Here is a 16,191-nt window from a genome sequence, read left to right as displayed (position 1 = left end):
AACATAATGTCAGAACTTAAAACATCTATAAAAGAGGAAGATTTTAATCTCAAAGAATTAATTGCACCTTATGTCCGTTTTTTACCTTGGTTTATTTTATCGGCATTAGTTTTTTTATCGTTAGCATTTCTTTATATACGATATAGTACCTATGTATATCAGAGTGAGGCAACTATTTTAATAAAGGACACTAATAATGGTGCTCTTTCTGAGCTCGCTGCATTTGAAGATTTAGGACTTGGAGGAGCAGGGCTGAGTAAGTCTGATTTTGAAAATGAAATAGAAATACTCAAATCTAAAAGACTCATATCAAAAGTTGTTAGAGATTTAAATTTAAATGTTAAGTACTACAGGGAAGGTAACGTAAAATCTTCAGAGGTCTTTTTAGAAACACCTTTTACAGTAGCTGTGGTTTCTTTAAAAGAATCATCTCCATACCTTCTTAAATCGCTTTATATAAAGCAAATTTCAGATAAAGAGTTTGTAATTAAAGATGCTCAAGATGCTCAAGAGAGTACTTATAATTTTGGTGATACATTAAATTTGGATTTCGGAGAACTAGTTATTAATTCAGCAAGTAACCCTTCAAGAAGAAGTGATAAGGACGAATTTAATGACTTTACTCTCGTGAGTATATCTAGTGTTTCACAAGCAGTAATAGATTTAAAAAATAATCTTAATATTCAAGCTGCCAATAAAAATAGCAGTGTTCTAAAGATATCTTTTAACTCTTCTGCACCAAATAAGTCCGAGGCTATACTAAATACGCTCATAGATGTCTATAACAATGATGCTATACAGGATCGTAATCTAGTATCAGCCAATACTGCTAAATTTATTGATAGAAGATTAGAAATCATTACGAGCGAATTAGATTCTGTAGAGACAAAAAACGTAAACTTTAGAGAAGATAAAAATGTCACTGACATTGCTACTGAAGGACAATTGTTTTTGCAAAGTAAGACAGAACTTGAGCGTAAACGACTAGAGGTTTCGACAAAAATTGGTCTAGCTAGTGCTATGAATGAACTTTTGCAAAATGGTTCTGATAATGAGTTATTACCGGTAAACTTGGGTCTGTCTGGTGATGGTCTTTCCACATCAATACAAGAATATAATAATTTGGTTTTAGAAAAGGAACGTCTATTAAAAAGCTCCACATCTGCAAACCCTGTTATAATTACTTTAGATAATCAATTAAAGCAGTTACGATCGAGTATAACCTCTAGTTTAGACAATGTCAAAACTTCTTTAGAAATAGAAGATAAAGACTTAAGAAGACAGAGTGGATCTATAGGTGGTAAAATTGCTGCAATCCCTAGTTTAACAAAGGCGGCTCGTGATATAATGAGGCAGCAAGAAATAAAAGAAGCTTTATATCTATATCTACTTCAAAAAAGGGAAGAAACTGCAATTTCTCTAGCAGTTACAACACCAAAGGCTAAGATCGTTGATAGAGCCTACAGTTTGAGAGATCCTATATCTCCTAAGCCCAAAATTGTTTACTTAGGTGCTTTGGTTTTAGGTTTATTAATTCCTTTTGGTATAGTGTACGTAAAAACACTGTTAGATACTAAAATACATAACCGCCTTGATATCGAGAAAGCATTGCCAGAACTTGCAATTTTAGGAGAGGTACCTACTATAGATAGTAAGGAGAGTGAAACTATTACAAGCAATGATAGATCAGTACTTGCAGAGGCATTTAGAATTTTGAGAACAAATTTAGGATATTATATTAAGAGCTCATCAAGAGTTACAGGTAATACTATATTTGTTACATCTACGATTAAGGGAGAAGGTAAAACATTTGTTGCTTACAATCTTGCGTTATCACTTGCGACAACAGGGAAAAAGATTCTTTTAGTGGGTGCAGATATAAGGAACCCTCAGCTGCATCGATATATTGATAAAAATATATGGACTATTGGATTATCAGAATATTTATTTGATGACACAGTAGATGTAGATTCCATAACCTTTGAGGTGAAGAATGAAAGTGAGCAAATGGACCTTATTTTATCGGGGAGGATTCCGCCAAATCCTGCTGAACTTCTTATGAATGGACGCTTTGAAACTTTAATTAGTGAAGTTAAAGATGACTATGATTACGTTATAGTTGACACAGCACCAACTTTACTTGTGACGGATACATTACTTATTAGCCAAAATGCAGATATGACAGTATACGTAAGTCGAGCAGATTATACAGAGACTAAATTATTAGAATATCCAAAAGAGCTTTACAGAGATGGAAAGCTTAAGAATATTGCATTTGCAATAAATGGTATTAAAATCAATAATTTCGGTTATGGTAGTAAGTATGGTTATGGTTACGGCTATGGTCAGACTAAAAAATCTTTATTTAAAAGACTAAAAGATAGATTAGGTTTATCTTAATTACTACTAGTTTATTATAAAAATAGCCTCTCAATTCTGAGAGGCTATTTTTATAATATTTCATTTCTAGTAAAATCACATATGGTCTGTAAATTTTCTTGATACTTCTTTGGAATTTTAAAGTTCCTTACTTTCTCCAAATGATCTATGCGATGGGTATCTGTACCTATATAATCATACAAGTTTTCAGAAAGTAATTTGAAGGCAATTTTTTGTACTCCCTCCCCATAATGAGGTGTAAGTGATAAGGCGTTAAGCTGTAACAGACAGCCCTTTTGTTTAAACTCTTTATAAATATCAAAACGTTTATGATAGTAGGCATAACGTTCAGGATGCGCCATAACAGGTATATAACCTAAAGTTCCTATTTTATAAATAATTTCAAAAAGGTTTTCTGGAGGTTGGAAAAAAGACATTTCTACAAGAACATACTTTTCATAAAGAGGTATAATATTACCCTCTTCTAGAAGTTTACTAAAATTTTCGTCCAGCATATACTCAGAAGAATAACTCAAAGCTATGTCCTGTTTGTCACTTATATTTTCATATGCACTTTTAATAATCTCTGGCGTATTATCATAAATACCAGCCATAGTATGGGGTGTCGCTATAATTTTTGTACAACCTAAAGCTGCATATTTTTTTAAAAGCTCCTCACTTTGATTGGGGGTCTTTGCACCATCATCTATCCCAGGTAAAACGTGACAATGCATTTCAGGAGTTCCAGACCAGATCTCAAGAAACGATATTTTATTATTAAATAGTCCAAACATAGCGTAAAAATACCTTAATTATTTTAAAACTCGTACCTTCATCTTATGATAAGAAGCACTATTATAATCATTCTAATATCTTTCCTCAATCTATCGCTTTTTGCCCAAAATAACTTAGATTTTGAAGCGACTTTTAGAGCTCGTAGTTTTTTGCACTCAGATAGATTACCATTCTGGTTACATAACAATACCCAAGGTTTACTTAGTGAGAATAGTGATTATGGAGTTTCCGCTTTCGCGAAAGCAGAATACAAACTCTCGCAAGATCATAACCTTAGTCTTGGAGTAGGGGGATACTTGGCAAATGGATTTGAGAATAGTATTAGAAGAAGTGATCTCTTTCTAGAGTATGAAAATAATTTAATTAAGGTAATAGTAGGTTCTAAAAGTTTACCTGAGTCAGAACTATCAAATTCTGTTATAAATAATAACATTCTTTTTACTGGAAATACGCGTGCGCTCCCTGGTTTATTTCTTTCAAATAATAAACCTCTAAAACTTTTTAAAAATATCTCATTTGATGCAGAGATAGCTCATTATCAATTTAACGACGATCGTTCGGTTGATAATGCAAGATTGCATTATAAGAAAGTTGGTATAAATTGGCGTATTCGGGATAAGTCATCTTTACACGTTTCTTTGCGACATTATGTTCAATGGGCAGGTACGCAAGGCGATGGAACAAAATTGCCTGGTGATTTTAACGCATTTTTCAGAACATTTACTGGAGCTAATGGAGGTGATATTGATAATGATAACGAAGCCATTAATGCGCTAGGAAATCATCTAGGTACCTACGAAGTATCATATCTGGGAACTTATAAAAGCATAGATTTTAAAATATATCATAACACGCTATTTGAAGATCGATCTGGTCGTGAGCTTAATAATTTCCCAGATGGTGTGTGGGGCGTAAGTGTATTTCCTAAGACCTTATCTTTTATAGATAATGTTACTTATGAGTATATCCAGACGGTATCGCAAAGCGGTAGTCCAAGAGCTACCGAAGGACTTAATCAACAAAGTGGAGGTGATAATTATTTTAGAAATAGTATATATGGATCCGGCTGGACTTACGAGGGTTTGATATTAGGTTTGCCTCTTATTAATCCCTTTGGTAATACCACCACTCCTCAAAATAATAGAGTTTTTGGACACCATTTGGGCTTAAATGGAAGATTGAGTAAAATACATTATAAACTAAAAGGAACTTACGTAGAAAATTTAGGCAGATATAATAGACCTATAGAACCAAGACAACGTGCATTATATACTTCTATGCAGGTACAATTACCTTTGGCAGCTTATGGTGCAGTATCAATGTATAGTGGAGCAGATTTTATAAATAATTTTGAGAATACCTATGCTATTGGGATTGGTTATAATTTTTCATTTGATTAATATTAGAGTAGATTCAACTAATCAAAATACGCTCATAAACTGTTATTATGAGCTCATTCTACTTACTTTCTAACCACTTCAAAAAGATCTGTCCGTCTATCACGTAAATTTTTTACTGCGCCAAATTGATTGAGTTCTTTTAGTAAATCTAGGTCAACATCGGCTATTAATATCATCTCTGTATTTGGTGTTGCCTCTGCTTTTATGCCATTGGTAGGGAAGGAGAAGTCACAAGGAGTAAACACCATAGATTGTGCAAACTGTATATCCATATTTTCTACATTAGGTAAGTTACCTACACTACCAGCAATTGCTACATAACATTCATTTTCTATAGCTCTTGCTTGTGAGCAGTGACGCACTCTTGAATATCCATTTTGTGTATCTGTAAGAAAGGGAACAAATAGTATATCCATTCCTTCATTTGCAAGTAGTCTACTTAACTCTGGAAACTCAGAATCATAGCATATCAATATTCCAATTTTTCCACAATCTGTATCATATGTTTTAAGCTCAGTACCACCTTGCATACCCCATACTTTGGCCTCGTCTGGAGTAACGTGTAGTTTTTCATAACGCTCTGTACTGCCATCACGTCTACATAGATAACCTACATTGTATAAGCGTCCATCGCGTATCTCGGGCATACTACCGGCTATAATATTGATATTATAGGTTATTGCAAATTCTGAAAATTGCTGAACTATAGCTTCCGTATGCCTTGCAAGTTTTCTTATCGCATCTGACGTTTTGAGATGGTTATCCCTTGCCATAAGGGGGGCATTAAAAAACTCAGGAAATAACACAAAGTCAGATCTGTAACCAGCAACAGCATCTATAAAATACTCTGCTTGGTTAAGTAACTCCTCTAGACTATTGTAAGGTCGCATTTGCCACTGTATAAGCCCTAGACGTACATTTGACTTTTTTGTAGCAGCTTTTCTAGATGGCTTCTTGTAGTAAATGTTATCCCACTCCATAAGGATAGCATACTCTCCAGAGGCTTTATCTCCCTCTAGGTAGCCTCTCATAACTTTTGCTGGGTGAAAGTTATTAGAGATTTGAAAGTTTAGCACTGGGTCATTTATTTCTTTGCGCTTTACTTTTTCAATGTATTCTTTAGGTTTCAGGTCTTCTGCATAAAGACTGTAATTAGGCATTCTACCGCCAAAGGTGATACCTTTTAAGTTAAGTTCTTCACATAGCTCTTTGCGATAGTCGTAGAGCCTTCTGCCTAAGCGCAGACCTCTATATGCCGGTTTGATAAATACATCTATACCATAAAGAACATCACCATCATCTGAGTGGGTAGAAAATGTGTAGTTGCCAGTAATATCTCTATACGTGTGGTCATCTTCAAACTCATCATAGTTGACAATGATAGATAGTGCACAGCCGGCAATTTGCCCATTAATTTTTATGACGGCTTGTCCCTTTGGAAACTTTTTAATCAATGTTGATATATGTTTCTCCTCCCAGTATGAATCTGGCATATTTGTATATGCAGATATCATAGCCGTTTTAAGTTCTTGATAGTCATTGAGCTCAAGATACTTGAGCTCAATGTGTTCTATATCTCCAGTTTTCATTATTCTTTTATATCCTCGTCTGTGTCAAAAGGATCTTGTACAGCTGTTGGGTCATTATCTTGGTATGACTCATAATCATCTTCATCATATTGTTCCATCACACGTTCTAGTTTTGCACTTATTTTTACTAGGTACTTTGTGTCCTCTGTAATAATTTCAATACACTTTACGAGTTCATCTTTTACATTTCTAAAACGTATGATATCACTATCATCATAACCGTATGGATATTTCTCGACCACTAGGGCAAGTATCTCAGGAGTTAACTTCTTAAAGTCTACGATTACTCTATTGAGATTTGGATTATTTGAACTTTTCATAATTACATATCTAGAAGGTAAGCAAATATGAGTGGTGCTACGATGGTTGCATCACTTTCTATAATAAACTTAGGCGTGTTCATATCTAGTTTACCCCAGGTTATCTTTTCATTAGGCACAGCGCCACTGTAAGAGCCATAGCTAGTTGTGGAGTCACTTATCTGGCAGAAATAACTCCAGAATGGTGTATCTGTGCGCTCCATATCTTGATAAAGCATAGGCACAACACAAATAGGAAAATCGCCAGCGATACCACCACCTATCTGAAAGAAACCTATACCGTTATCTGAGTTTGCCGTATACCAGTCTGCTAGATAGGTCATATACTCAATACCAGCTTTTACGGTACTTGCTTTAAGTTCACCCTTCATCACGTAGCTGGCAAAAATATTGCCCATTGTACTATCTTCCCAACCTGGCACTATGATAGGTAGATTTGCTTGTGCAGCGGCATACATCCAAGAGTCTTTTATGTCTATCTCATAATATTCTTCGAGTACTCCAGAGAGTAATAATTTATACATAAACTCGTGCGGGAAGTAGCGCTCACCGGCAGCCTCTGCATCTTTCCAGATTTTTACAATATGTTCTTGTATTCTTCTAAAAGCCTCCTCTTCTGGGATACACGTATCTGTAACTCTGTTTAAGCCGCGCTCTAATAAATCCCACTCATCTTGTGGGGTTAGATCACGATAATTTGGCACGCGCTCGTAGTGGCTGTGGGCTACAAGATTCATTACATCTTCCTCTAGGTTTGCACCCGTACAAGAGATGATTTGTACTTTATCTTTACGTATCATCTCTGCAAAAATTTTACCTAGTTCTGCCGTACTCATTGCTCCCGCAAGCGAAACCAGCATTTTTGAACCCTTATTGAGCTGCTCTTCATAGGCCTTTGCTGCATCTACTACAGAGGCTGCGTTAAAGTGCAGGTAGTACTTCTCTATAAATTGAGAGATTGCTCCTTTAGTCTTCATCTTGATCGTATTTTAACTTTGTGATTGTGTTTTGATTTTTTGCATAGAGATTATCATTATCCTCATCTGCATCTTGCTCCATAAATTTGTAGCTCAACATTTTATAGTAAAGTTTAGCTGCTAGAAAGTCTGAAGATTTTTCTGAAGGGTTAGGGCATAACTCTACGATGTCAAAGCCTACCACATTTTTTTCTTCAAAGACCTTTCTTAAAAACTCAAGTGTCTCATACCATAAAAGTCCTCCTGGTTCTGGAGTACCTGTAGATGGCATAATAGAAGGGTCAAGGGCATCGAGATCTAACGTGATATACACATTATCTGTCATAAGCTCTACAGCATTGTCCATCCAGTAGTCATCTGTACTCATATCGTGTGCATAAAAAACATTCTCTTCATTAAGAACTGTTTTTTCTGAGGCATCCATACTACGTATTCCTACTTGCACAAGGTTTGTAGTCTCATTTGCTTCATACATCGCACAAGCGTGATTATATACAGAGCCTTCATACTCCTTGCGTAGGTCTGTGTGTGCATCTAGTTGTAATACAGTTAAGTCATCATAACACTCATTAAAAGCGCGTATAGCTCCTATAGATACAGAGTGTTCTCCACCCATCATCGTGACAAACTTATTGCGTAAAATAGCAGCTTTTACCTCCTTGTGTACTTCATCCACCATTTCTTCTGCAGTGTTATGCCCTGTAAGAGTATCTGCAAGAAATACACCTTGTTTATAAACCTCTGTATCTGTCTCTATATCGTACAGCTCCATATTTTCAGATGCGTGTAAAAAGGCTTCAGGACCCTTATCTGCACCTTTTCCCCAGGTACTTGTACCGTCATAAGGGACAGGGATTAATACGATTTTTGAAGATTCGGCGCTGGCATATTTTTCTTCTATGCCGGCATACGTTTTTTGAGATTTCATTGTAATTTATTTAATTTTTTTTACTTGTGTTGTTATACTGTTTGTTTGCTGTGTGATGCTGTTTTTGATTCCGCTTTCGCGAAAGCGTTATTAACCCCATAATCATATCCCAAAATGGATAGCAATTGCTCAGAGGTTTGCTGCTCTGCAAATACCGTCGTTTTAAGTTTGCCATCTTCATCACGATCTATTAAAACGTGTTTTGGAGTAGGGATGAGGCAGTGTTGTAACCCGCCAAAACCGCCTATACTTTCTTGATAAGCACCCGTATTAAAAAAGCCTATATACAGCGGTTTATCCTTATTGTACTTAGGTAGATAAATCCCGTTCATATGCTGCTCACTGTTATAATAATCATCACTATCACAGGTAAGACCACCTAGTAAAACGCGCTCATATTCCTTTTGCCAGCCGTTTATAGCAAGCATTACAAAACGTTTATTAATCGCCCAGGTATCTGGTATGGTGGTGATAAATGAGGAGTTAATCATATTCCACTTCTCGCGATCATTCTGTTGTTTTTGATATAGCACTTGGTAAATCGCACCGCCACTCTCTCCTACCGTAAAACTGCCGAACTCTGTAAAAATGTGAGGCACTGCCACGCCAGCTTCATCACAAGTTTGCTTAATCTGCCCTATAATCTCGCTCACCATATAGGCATAATCATAGTCAAAGGCAAGTGAGTTTTTTATAGGAAAACCACCACCTATGTTAAGGCTATCTAGTGATGGGCACACCTTTTTAAGAGAGACATACACCTTCATACATTTAAGAAGCTCGTTCCAGTAATATGCGGTGTCACGTATGCCCGTATTTATAAAAAAGTGCAGCATCTTAAGGGTAACCTTAGGGTTATCCTTAATCTCTTTATTAAAAAAGGGCACAATGTTTTTATAACCCAGACCTAAACGAGAGGTGTAAAACTCAAACTTAGGTTCCTCTTCTGAGGCGATACGTATACCTATGTTATAATTACCATCTATAGCATCGCTTAGTAGGGTGATCTCTTCATAATTATCTATAACTGTGATACAGTTTTTATGCCCATTATTTATGAGGCGTGCAATGTTTTGAACATACTGGTCACGTTTAAACCCGTTGCATATCACAAAGGTGTCGTTATTAATCTTGCCCTGTGCCTTAAGATTTTCTACAATATCAATATCAAAAGCAGATGACGTCTCGATATGAATATCATTTTTTAAAGCCTCGTCTAGTACGTGCTTAAAATGCGAACTCTTAGTACAATAGCAGTAATTATAATTACCGGCATAGTTGTGCTCTTTTATAGCAGCTGCAAACCAAGTTTTTGCTCTGTTTATATTATCAGAGATTTTAGGTAGATATGTAAACTTAAGTGGTGCACCGTGTTCTTTTATAAGTGCCATCAAATCAATCCCGTGGAACTGGAGCTCATTTGTTTTTAGAGTGAACTCTTCCTGCGGAAAATCAAAAGTTTGATCTATAAGATCAAAGTATTTTGTCTTCATTATAAAGTTGTAAAATATGTAATATGAGATGTGGGCCCAGTAGTAGGGCAGTGGTGGGGTATTCTATAAGAATCAGATACGGAAAATGAAAACCGTAAACGGATCAAAGCTATAAAGAGCTAGTGATCTTAAAATAGTAGTTGCTTCAGAAGTCAGCCTAAAAATTCGGGTCTCTATCCCTAGAGCAGCTTTCGAAGTAGACTTCCTTATCCTTCTAAGCCCGAATATGAAAAAAGATTTCATCGTTATGACAATTCGATATTACTAAACCCGAATCAGGGTGTAAACATAGCGAAAAAATCAAATCAAAAAACTTTTTTACAAAAATTTTGAAATTATTTTTAAATAATTTAATATCAGGCTATTATAACTGGTTGTGATGTGTGTTTTGTGCTGCTTATAAATGAATTCTTTGCGATGGATATATTTTAGTGAGGCAAAGTGCGCTTTCGCGAAAGCGTACCCAAATCTTTATATCGCTAGAAAAAAATCATTAAGAGTAAGAGGGTGCCTATGGTACTTGTTATGCTATTTGGCCGTTCTTAATATCTTCTCCATCTTGCGGCCTTTTGCCAGCTCGTCTATAAGTTTTTCCATCTGTCTGCATTGCTTGTATAAGAGAAACTCATCTTCTATTTCTTCTATACGATAGCCACAAACCACTCCTTTTATTAAGTCTGCATTAGGGTGTATGGTCGCTCTTTTAAAGAACTCCTTAAAGGTTACTTTCTCATCTATAAGCGATTGTAAAGTCGCTTCATTATAACCCGTAAACCATTCTAACACTTGGTGAAACTCTTCTCTGGTACGGCCATTTTTTTCTAGTCTATTCCAGTAATGTGGGTAGATGGATGCAAATATCATCTGTGCTACCTTTTCTTCTTTGGCGGCAGTAACTTTCATAATGTTTTAGATATTAATGAACTTAAATATACTATTATTTCCAGATAGTGATGAAGAAGTTATGATATGCTGAGTGTAATAGAAGTAGAGTTGTTTTAACTCAGTTCTTTGTTATAGCTACCTTCTCATAAAGTATAGACCTGCTATTTACCGATACAAAAGTTTGCAAATATGTTGCCCAGTAGCTCATCATTTGTCACCTGGCCAGTAATCTCCCCAAAGTGGTAGAGCGCCTCACGTATATCTATTGCCATAAGGTCGCCAGAGAGGCCGGTGTCAAGACCGTACTGCACTTTTTCTATTTCTTCTAGGGCTTTGAGTAGCGCGTCATAGTGACGGGAGTTTGTAACGATGGTCTCATCATTGCGCAGGGCGCCAGTGTTTACAAAGTCTAAGAGTTTTTCTTTAAGAGCATCTATACCCTTATTCTCCTTGGCAGAGAGTAGGTGCAGGTTATCTATTTTGGTTTCTATCTCATTGAGTTCTTTAGGAGACAGAGCATCTATTTTATTAGCCACAACAAGCAATGGCTTGAGCGGAAATTGATTTTTAATTTTTTCTATCTCAAGTTTTACGCTATCTGTCTGGTGTATGACTTCGCTAGCAGTATGTAGTAATACAACTACTTGTGCTTGTTTTATCTTTTCAAAAGTCTTTTTAATCCCGAGTCCTTCTATCACGTCTTGGGTCTCACGTATCCCTGCCGTGTCTATAAATCTAAAGCCTATCCCACCTATAGACAGTTCATCTTCTATGGTATCTCTAGTAGTACCTGCTATGTCAGACACGATGGCGCGCTCCTCATTAAGTAAGGCATTGAGTAGGGTAGACTTCCCCACATTAGGTTCTCCTACAATGGCTACAGGTATACCGTTTTTTATAACGTTACCGGTAGCAAAGGAGTCTATAAGGCGCTTTAGTACTTTTGTAATACGGGCTACGAGGTCTTTAAACTGGGTACGATCTGCAAACTCTACATCTTCTTCAGAGAAGTCTAGTTCTAGTTCTATAAGTGAGGCAAAGTTGAGTAGCTCCTGTCGCAGTTGTGCAATCTCGTTAGAAAAGCCACCGCGCATTTGCTGCATTGCTATCTGGTGTGCTGCCTCATTATCACTTGCAATAAGATCTGCCACGGCTTCTGCCTGGCTCAAGTCCATCTTACCATTTATAAAGGAGCGCAGGGTAAACTCTCCAGCCTTTGCTGTCCTACAGCCAGAGCGCAGTAAGAGCTGTATAATCTCTTGCTGTATGTAGCTTGAGCCGTGACAAGAGATCTCTACTGTGGGTTCTCCAGTATAAGAGTTTGTGCCCTTAAAGAGGGATACAAGTACCTCGTCTATGGTGCGCTGCCCGTCCATAATATGCCCTAGGTGTATGGTGTGGGTTTTTTGATTTGCAAGTACTTTGCCGCTCACAGATTTAAAAATAGGTGAGCATATGGCAAGTGCTTCTGGACCAGAAACACGTATCACGGCAATGGCTCCAGCTCCTGCAGGACTGGCGAGGGCAACTATGGTGTCTTGTATATTCATCACTGCAAAATTAAACAAACGTGTAACATTTTCGCGTAAGCATAGACGTATATGTTAATCAATCAAAAATCTGTTATTATGGAAATTATACAACAAACACCACACGTAAGGGAAGACAAAACGCTTCTAGTACTCACACATTTATCACAGCTATTACATTATGTAGTAGGCTTTGGCGGTCTTATCGTACCGCTCATTATCTGGGCGGCAAACAAGGAGCGCGTGCAAGAACTAGATGAAAATGGCAAGGCCATACTTAACTTCCAGATAAGCCTTATTGTATATGCACTATTGAGCATACCGGCAATCTTACTATTAGGGCTGGGACTTATTGCATTGCTAGGTATCGTAGTGGTAGGTTTTGTACTACCTATTGTAAATGCCGTAAGAGTAAATAGGGGAGAGAAGCCTAATTATTATATAAGTATCAAGTTTTTAAGCTAGCGGACGGAGATATTTTTTATCCATCCAGAAGGTCCCAAATGGAATGATAGAACACAGCAATACAATAGCAAGTGTTTTATTGTTCCATTTTAATACGGGCTTCATCATAATAGCCATCACAACATAGCCAAGAAATAAAAAACCGTGTGCCATCCCGATAACTTTATTGGGCATCCCGTTATCAAAAGCATATTTTGACGGCATCGTGATAAAGAGAATCACAAGAAATGAAACTCCCTCGAGTAAACTAAGTATTCTAAAGCTTTTGAGCATCGTATCTATTTTTTTTACAAAAATACTACGCAAGGCAAGATGAGCCAACAGTAGACTGCACTTATTCTACTGCAAATAAGATAAGCTGGTTGAGCTGTTTCCCAAAAGAGTTAAAGTTATTGTCAGATATTACCACAAGTGACCGTTTTCCATTCTCCAGTACGGGCCCAAAAGTCATTCCTTCTACATTATCTATAATACCATCTGTGAGCTGTGGTCGCAGGGTTTCCATATCTAGTAAGAGCGTTTTAGTCACAGGAGTATATGAGGCTTCTTGCAAGCTTGCTATATCACGCACATCTGTAGCACCTGCGGTATTTACTTTATAAATCTTTACATCATTACCGCCATCGCTATGCCCAGAGGCATAAGAGCGCTCTAGCACCAGAAAAGAATCTTTATCATAAGAGAGGATCTCTGTCACCCCATTTACCTCAAGCTTGCCAGGCCTAGCCACCTTATCCAGCATATAGACATACTCTGATGCAAAGGTGCCATCTGGTTTTATATGTGCTATACGTACGGGCGATTGTGAGTCTTTATAAGTAGGTTCATTACCGTCTTGCTTAAGCGGTAACTCTGTGGTAATCCAGTAGCTATTATCGCTATAGTCTCTTGTGAGTGCTTCAAAAACGCCATTATTGCGAGGTCCTTTATCCTTTTGAGAGATCAAAAACTTAGGAGCAACCATCATATCTTTTACATAAGCTCCGTCTTGTGATGCCATACGTACAAAGGGCTGTATCCCTTTTGCCACATTGCCCTCACTGCTCCATATAATGTGATTATCATTTGTAACGCGCAGCGCCTCAGGGTCTGCAATACCAGGTGTAAATAGGCTATTGTTATTATCTTTTAAGTAGGTAACAGCAGTAAATTCTGGTTGTGAGATACCGGCTCCACTCGTTGTTATGCGTGCTGTATAAAATCTAGGTTGAGCTCTGTCATCACAAATCATAAACCACTGTCCGTTTGCATAATCTATAGAAGAGAGACCACCCACCTTGGTCCCCTCATAGGTAGTCGTGGCAGGTATAATGGCCTCATCTATAAAGGTGAGTGCTGTAATTTCGGCTTTAGCGGTGTTTTTTGAAGCCTTTGGTAAAGAGCTGCACGCAGTAATGAGTAAGAGGGTTATAATAGGGAGTAGTCTACATAGTTTCATAAATGCATCATATTTTGAGCTGCAAAGGTCTGTCATTTTATAATAATGTAATGTTATCATTATAGATCGAGAGCGTGGCAAATTTTCACAATACTTTAAAATAGTATGTTTCCGCTTTCGCGAAAGCGTGATTACCTTTATACAAAACACAATCACAATGGAAGATTTAAAAGATAAAGTTGCCCTCATCACGGGCGGTACCAAAGGAATAGGGAGAGGCATAGCCGAAGCATTACTCCATCAAGGAATGAAAGTTACCATCACCGGAAGAGATGAGAAAAGTACTAAAGAAGCTGCCACAGAGCTCACAGAAAACGATAATTACATACTGGGCGTCGCTGCAGATGTGCGCGATTACGAAAGCCAGCAAGCGGCTGTGAAGGCAACTCTTGACAAGTTTGGGAAGATAGATGTACTTATTGCAAACGCGGGCTTGGGACATTTTGAAAACATTACAGATATGACACCCCAGCAATGGAACGAGACCATAGATACAAACCTCACGGGCGTATTTTACTCTGTAAAAGCATCTCTAGAAGCTATAAAAGAGTCAAAAGGATATATGATTACTATCTCTAGTCTTGCGGGTACTAACTTCTTTGAGAAGGGTACGGCATATAATGCGAGTAAATTTGGCCTTACAGGCTTCTCACAAGCCTTAATGATGGATGTACGTCAGGATGATGTCAAGGTAACTACTATTATGCCTGGATCTGTAAGTAGTCATTTTGGAGGCAGAACCCCAGATGAAGGGACAGACTGGCGCATACAACCCGAAGATTTGGGTCAGCTCACGGTAGACTTACTTAAAATGCATCCCAGAACATTACCGAGTAAAGTGGAGGTACGCCCAGCAAAGCCGCCAAAAAAATAAACGCATTAAAAAAGCCTCAAGTAATTAAACTTGAGGCTTTTTTAATTAATGTTTTATAGACTTAGTAATCTCTAAGTGCCTGTACGTATACGCGTAGCTCGTCTTCATTAGTCTTTTTGTCTATATTTTTTATAAGAGACATAAAGTAGTGAAAACTCTCTTCTGGAGTACTTTCGGCAACTTCTACTTCAGAGATGATTTCATCATTCTCATCTGCGATATCCTCATCTTGTGGGATAGGGATGGCAAAAGTTCCATACTCTTCTATATGCTCTGCAGAGAGACGTGTAGCCTTTGCAAGTAATGGTAATTGTTCTGTAATAGTATGTGGGCGTAAAGCTTTAAGATCTTCAACTACGGTATTTGTAATGATTCCGTTTTGAGCAACATCAGCGATCAATTTTTTGATCAAGTTTACGGCTTTACTATCTTGTAATGTATTCATTGCAGGTGGTGGTTTAGTAACTGTATTGGTATTGTTACAAAAATAGGTTTTTGAATCGCTTCTTGCCACTATTTTTTATTTTAAATTCGCTACAGGTAATCACTTCTTAATGAGTAAACGAGCACTTAAAAAACATCTTACCACCTTAGATAACGCTGCCTTACAAGAGCAAATTATCGAGTTATATGACCGTATACCAGCGGTTAAGACCTATTATGATTTTGTTTTTAACCCTAAAGAAGACAAGCTGGTAGAAGAGGCAAAGGTTAAAATAAGTAATGAATATTTTCCTACTCGCCGTAAACGAGCAAGAAAAAGAAGGTCTGTTGCTCAAAAATACATCAAGCACTTTAAAACACTAGGGATGAACCCCTTACTGCTTGTAGATGTAATGCTTTTTAATATTGAGATAGCACAAACCTACGCTCAGGGCACCACACCACAACCAGATGCTTTTTATAAAAGTATGCTCAACTCTTTTAAAGAACTTGTACAGTATGCGACCTATCATCATTTACTAGAAGAGGTAGGAGATCGCATAGAGCGCATCGTAAGTCTTACCGAAGATGAGCGCTGGCCCAATGCAGCACTTTTTGACGAAGCAGCAGACCCAGAGTAAGATTTTGTAAGATTAGTACTATTTTTTTGCGGTACGCTTTCGCGAAAGCAGAAAA

General features: G+C 37.4%; 16 protein-coding genes. 5 read left to right on the top strand and 11 right to left on the bottom strand.

Features of this window, described 5'->3' with window-relative positions; genetic code table 11:
- Positions 1-6: 6 nt before the first annotated feature.
- Positions 7-2,400 (top strand): GumC family protein, encoded by a 2,394-nt coding sequence (locus I597_RS10780; RefSeq protein ID WP_035324745.1) that lies wholly within the window; start codon positions 7-9, stop codon positions 2,398-2,400.
- 50 nt (positions 2,401-2,450) lie between these two features.
- Here the strand turns inward: I597_RS10780 and I597_RS10775 are convergent, their stop codons facing one another.
- Positions 2,451-3,173: a tyrosine-protein phosphatase gene (locus I597_RS10775; protein ID WP_035324746.1), complete on the bottom strand. Its 723-nt coding sequence runs from the start codon at positions 3,171-3,173 to the stop codon at positions 2,451-2,453.
- Between the two features lie 45 nt (positions 3,174-3,218).
- On the opposite strand from I597_RS10775, the gene I597_RS10770 reads away from it, so the two are divergent.
- The gene (locus I597_RS10770) at positions 3,219-4,574 is read left to right on the top strand and encodes a capsule assembly Wzi family protein (protein WP_035324747.1); all 1,356 of its coding nucleotides are present in this window, start codon (positions 3,219-3,221) and stop codon (positions 4,572-4,574) included.
- A gap of 62 nt (positions 4,575-4,636) precedes the next feature.
- Here I597_RS10770 and I597_RS10765 read toward each other — a convergent pair whose 3' ends face one another.
- The 7 genes from I597_RS10765 to mnmE form a co-directional block, all read right to left on the bottom strand.
- On the bottom strand, positions 4,637-6,163 hold the full coding sequence (locus I597_RS10765; RefSeq protein WP_035324748.1) for a carbon-nitrogen hydrolase family protein: 1,527 nt from the start codon (positions 6,161-6,163) through the stop codon (positions 4,637-4,639).
- Positions 6,163-6,483, bottom strand: coding sequence for a hypothetical protein (locus I597_RS10760; RefSeq protein ID WP_021779157.1), 321 nt, complete (start codon positions 6,481-6,483; stop codon positions 6,163-6,165). The genes I597_RS10765 and I597_RS10760 overlap by 1 nt, the downstream gene beginning before the upstream one ends.
- Positions 6,484-6,485: 2 nt before the next feature.
- On the bottom strand, positions 6,486-7,460 hold the full coding sequence (locus tag I597_RS10755; RefSeq protein ID WP_035324749.1) for a deoxyhypusine synthase family protein: 975 nt from the start codon (positions 7,458-7,460) through the stop codon (positions 6,486-6,488).
- Positions 7,450-8,388 carry an agmatinase gene (gene speB, locus I597_RS10750; RefSeq protein ID WP_035324750.1) on the bottom strand — a complete coding sequence of 313 codons (939 nt, stop codon included), beginning with the start codon at positions 8,386-8,388 and terminating at the stop codon, positions 7,450-7,452. The genes I597_RS10755 and speB overlap by 11 nt, the downstream gene beginning before the upstream one ends.
- Before the next feature lie 32 nt (positions 8,389-8,420).
- Positions 8,421-9,881, bottom strand: coding sequence for an arginine decarboxylase (locus I597_RS10745; RefSeq protein WP_052111672.1), 1,461 nt, complete (start codon positions 9,879-9,881; stop codon positions 8,421-8,423).
- A gap of 528 nt (positions 9,882-10,409) precedes the next feature.
- Positions 10,410-10,784 carry a DUF2200 domain-containing protein gene (locus I597_RS10740; RefSeq protein WP_035324751.1) on the bottom strand — a complete coding sequence of 125 codons (375 nt, stop codon included), beginning with the start codon at positions 10,782-10,784 and terminating at the stop codon, positions 10,410-10,412.
- 143 nt (positions 10,785-10,927) lie between these two features.
- Positions 10,928-12,316 carry a tRNA uridine-5-carboxymethylaminomethyl(34) synthesis GTPase MnmE gene (gene mnmE / locus I597_RS10735; protein ID WP_035324752.1) on the bottom strand — a complete coding sequence of 463 codons (1,389 nt, stop codon included), beginning with the start codon at positions 12,314-12,316 and terminating at the stop codon, positions 10,928-10,930.
- A gap of 78 nt (positions 12,317-12,394) precedes the next feature.
- On the opposite strand from mnmE, the gene I597_RS10730 reads away from it, so the two are divergent.
- Positions 12,395-12,760, top strand: coding sequence for a DUF4870 domain-containing protein (locus I597_RS10730; RefSeq protein ID WP_035328571.1), 366 nt, complete (start codon positions 12,395-12,397; stop codon positions 12,758-12,760).
- Here the strand turns inward: I597_RS10730 and I597_RS10725 are convergent.
- Together I597_RS10725 and I597_RS10720 are read right to left on the bottom strand one after the other, a co-directional pair.
- Positions 12,752-13,033 carry a DUF3817 domain-containing protein gene (locus I597_RS10725; RefSeq protein WP_035324753.1) on the bottom strand — a complete coding sequence of 94 codons (282 nt, stop codon included), beginning with the start codon at positions 13,031-13,033 and terminating at the stop codon, positions 12,752-12,754. The genes I597_RS10730 and I597_RS10725 overlap by 9 nt on opposite strands.
- 61 nt (positions 13,034-13,094) lie before the next feature.
- Positions 13,095-14,258 (bottom strand): esterase-like activity of phytase family protein, encoded by a 1,164-nt coding sequence (locus tag I597_RS10720; protein WP_160268163.1) that lies wholly within the window; start codon positions 14,256-14,258, stop codon positions 13,095-13,097.
- A 97-nt stretch (positions 14,259-14,355) separates the two neighbouring features.
- Between I597_RS10720 and I597_RS10715 the strand changes: the two genes are divergently transcribed.
- Positions 14,356-15,072 (top strand): SDR family oxidoreductase, encoded by a 717-nt coding sequence (locus I597_RS10715; protein ID WP_035324754.1) that lies wholly within the window; start codon positions 14,356-14,358, stop codon positions 15,070-15,072.
- Positions 15,073-15,133: 61 nt separating this feature from the next.
- Here I597_RS10715 and I597_RS10710 read toward each other — a convergent pair whose 3' ends face one another.
- Complete coding sequence (locus I597_RS10710; RefSeq protein WP_021779113.1) at positions 15,134-15,517, bottom strand: hypothetical protein; 384 nt, start codon at positions 15,515-15,517, stop codon at positions 15,134-15,136.
- Positions 15,518-15,626: 109 nt separating this feature from the next.
- On the opposite strand from I597_RS10710, the gene I597_RS10705 reads away from it, so the two are divergent.
- Positions 15,627-16,136: a DUF6155 family protein gene (locus I597_RS10705; protein ID WP_035324755.1), complete on the top strand. Its 510-nt coding sequence runs from the start codon at positions 15,627-15,629 to the stop codon at positions 16,134-16,136.
- Positions 16,137-16,191: the final 55 nt, after the last annotated feature.

The sequence above is a fragment of the Dokdonia donghaensis DSW-1 genome (genome assembly GCF_001653755.1).
Lineage (GTDB): Bacteria > Bacteroidota > Bacteroidia > Flavobacteriales > Flavobacteriaceae > Dokdonia > Dokdonia donghaensis.
The sequence above is the reverse complement of the archived record's forward strand: the minus strand, read 5'-3'. Positions and strand labels throughout refer to the sequence as shown.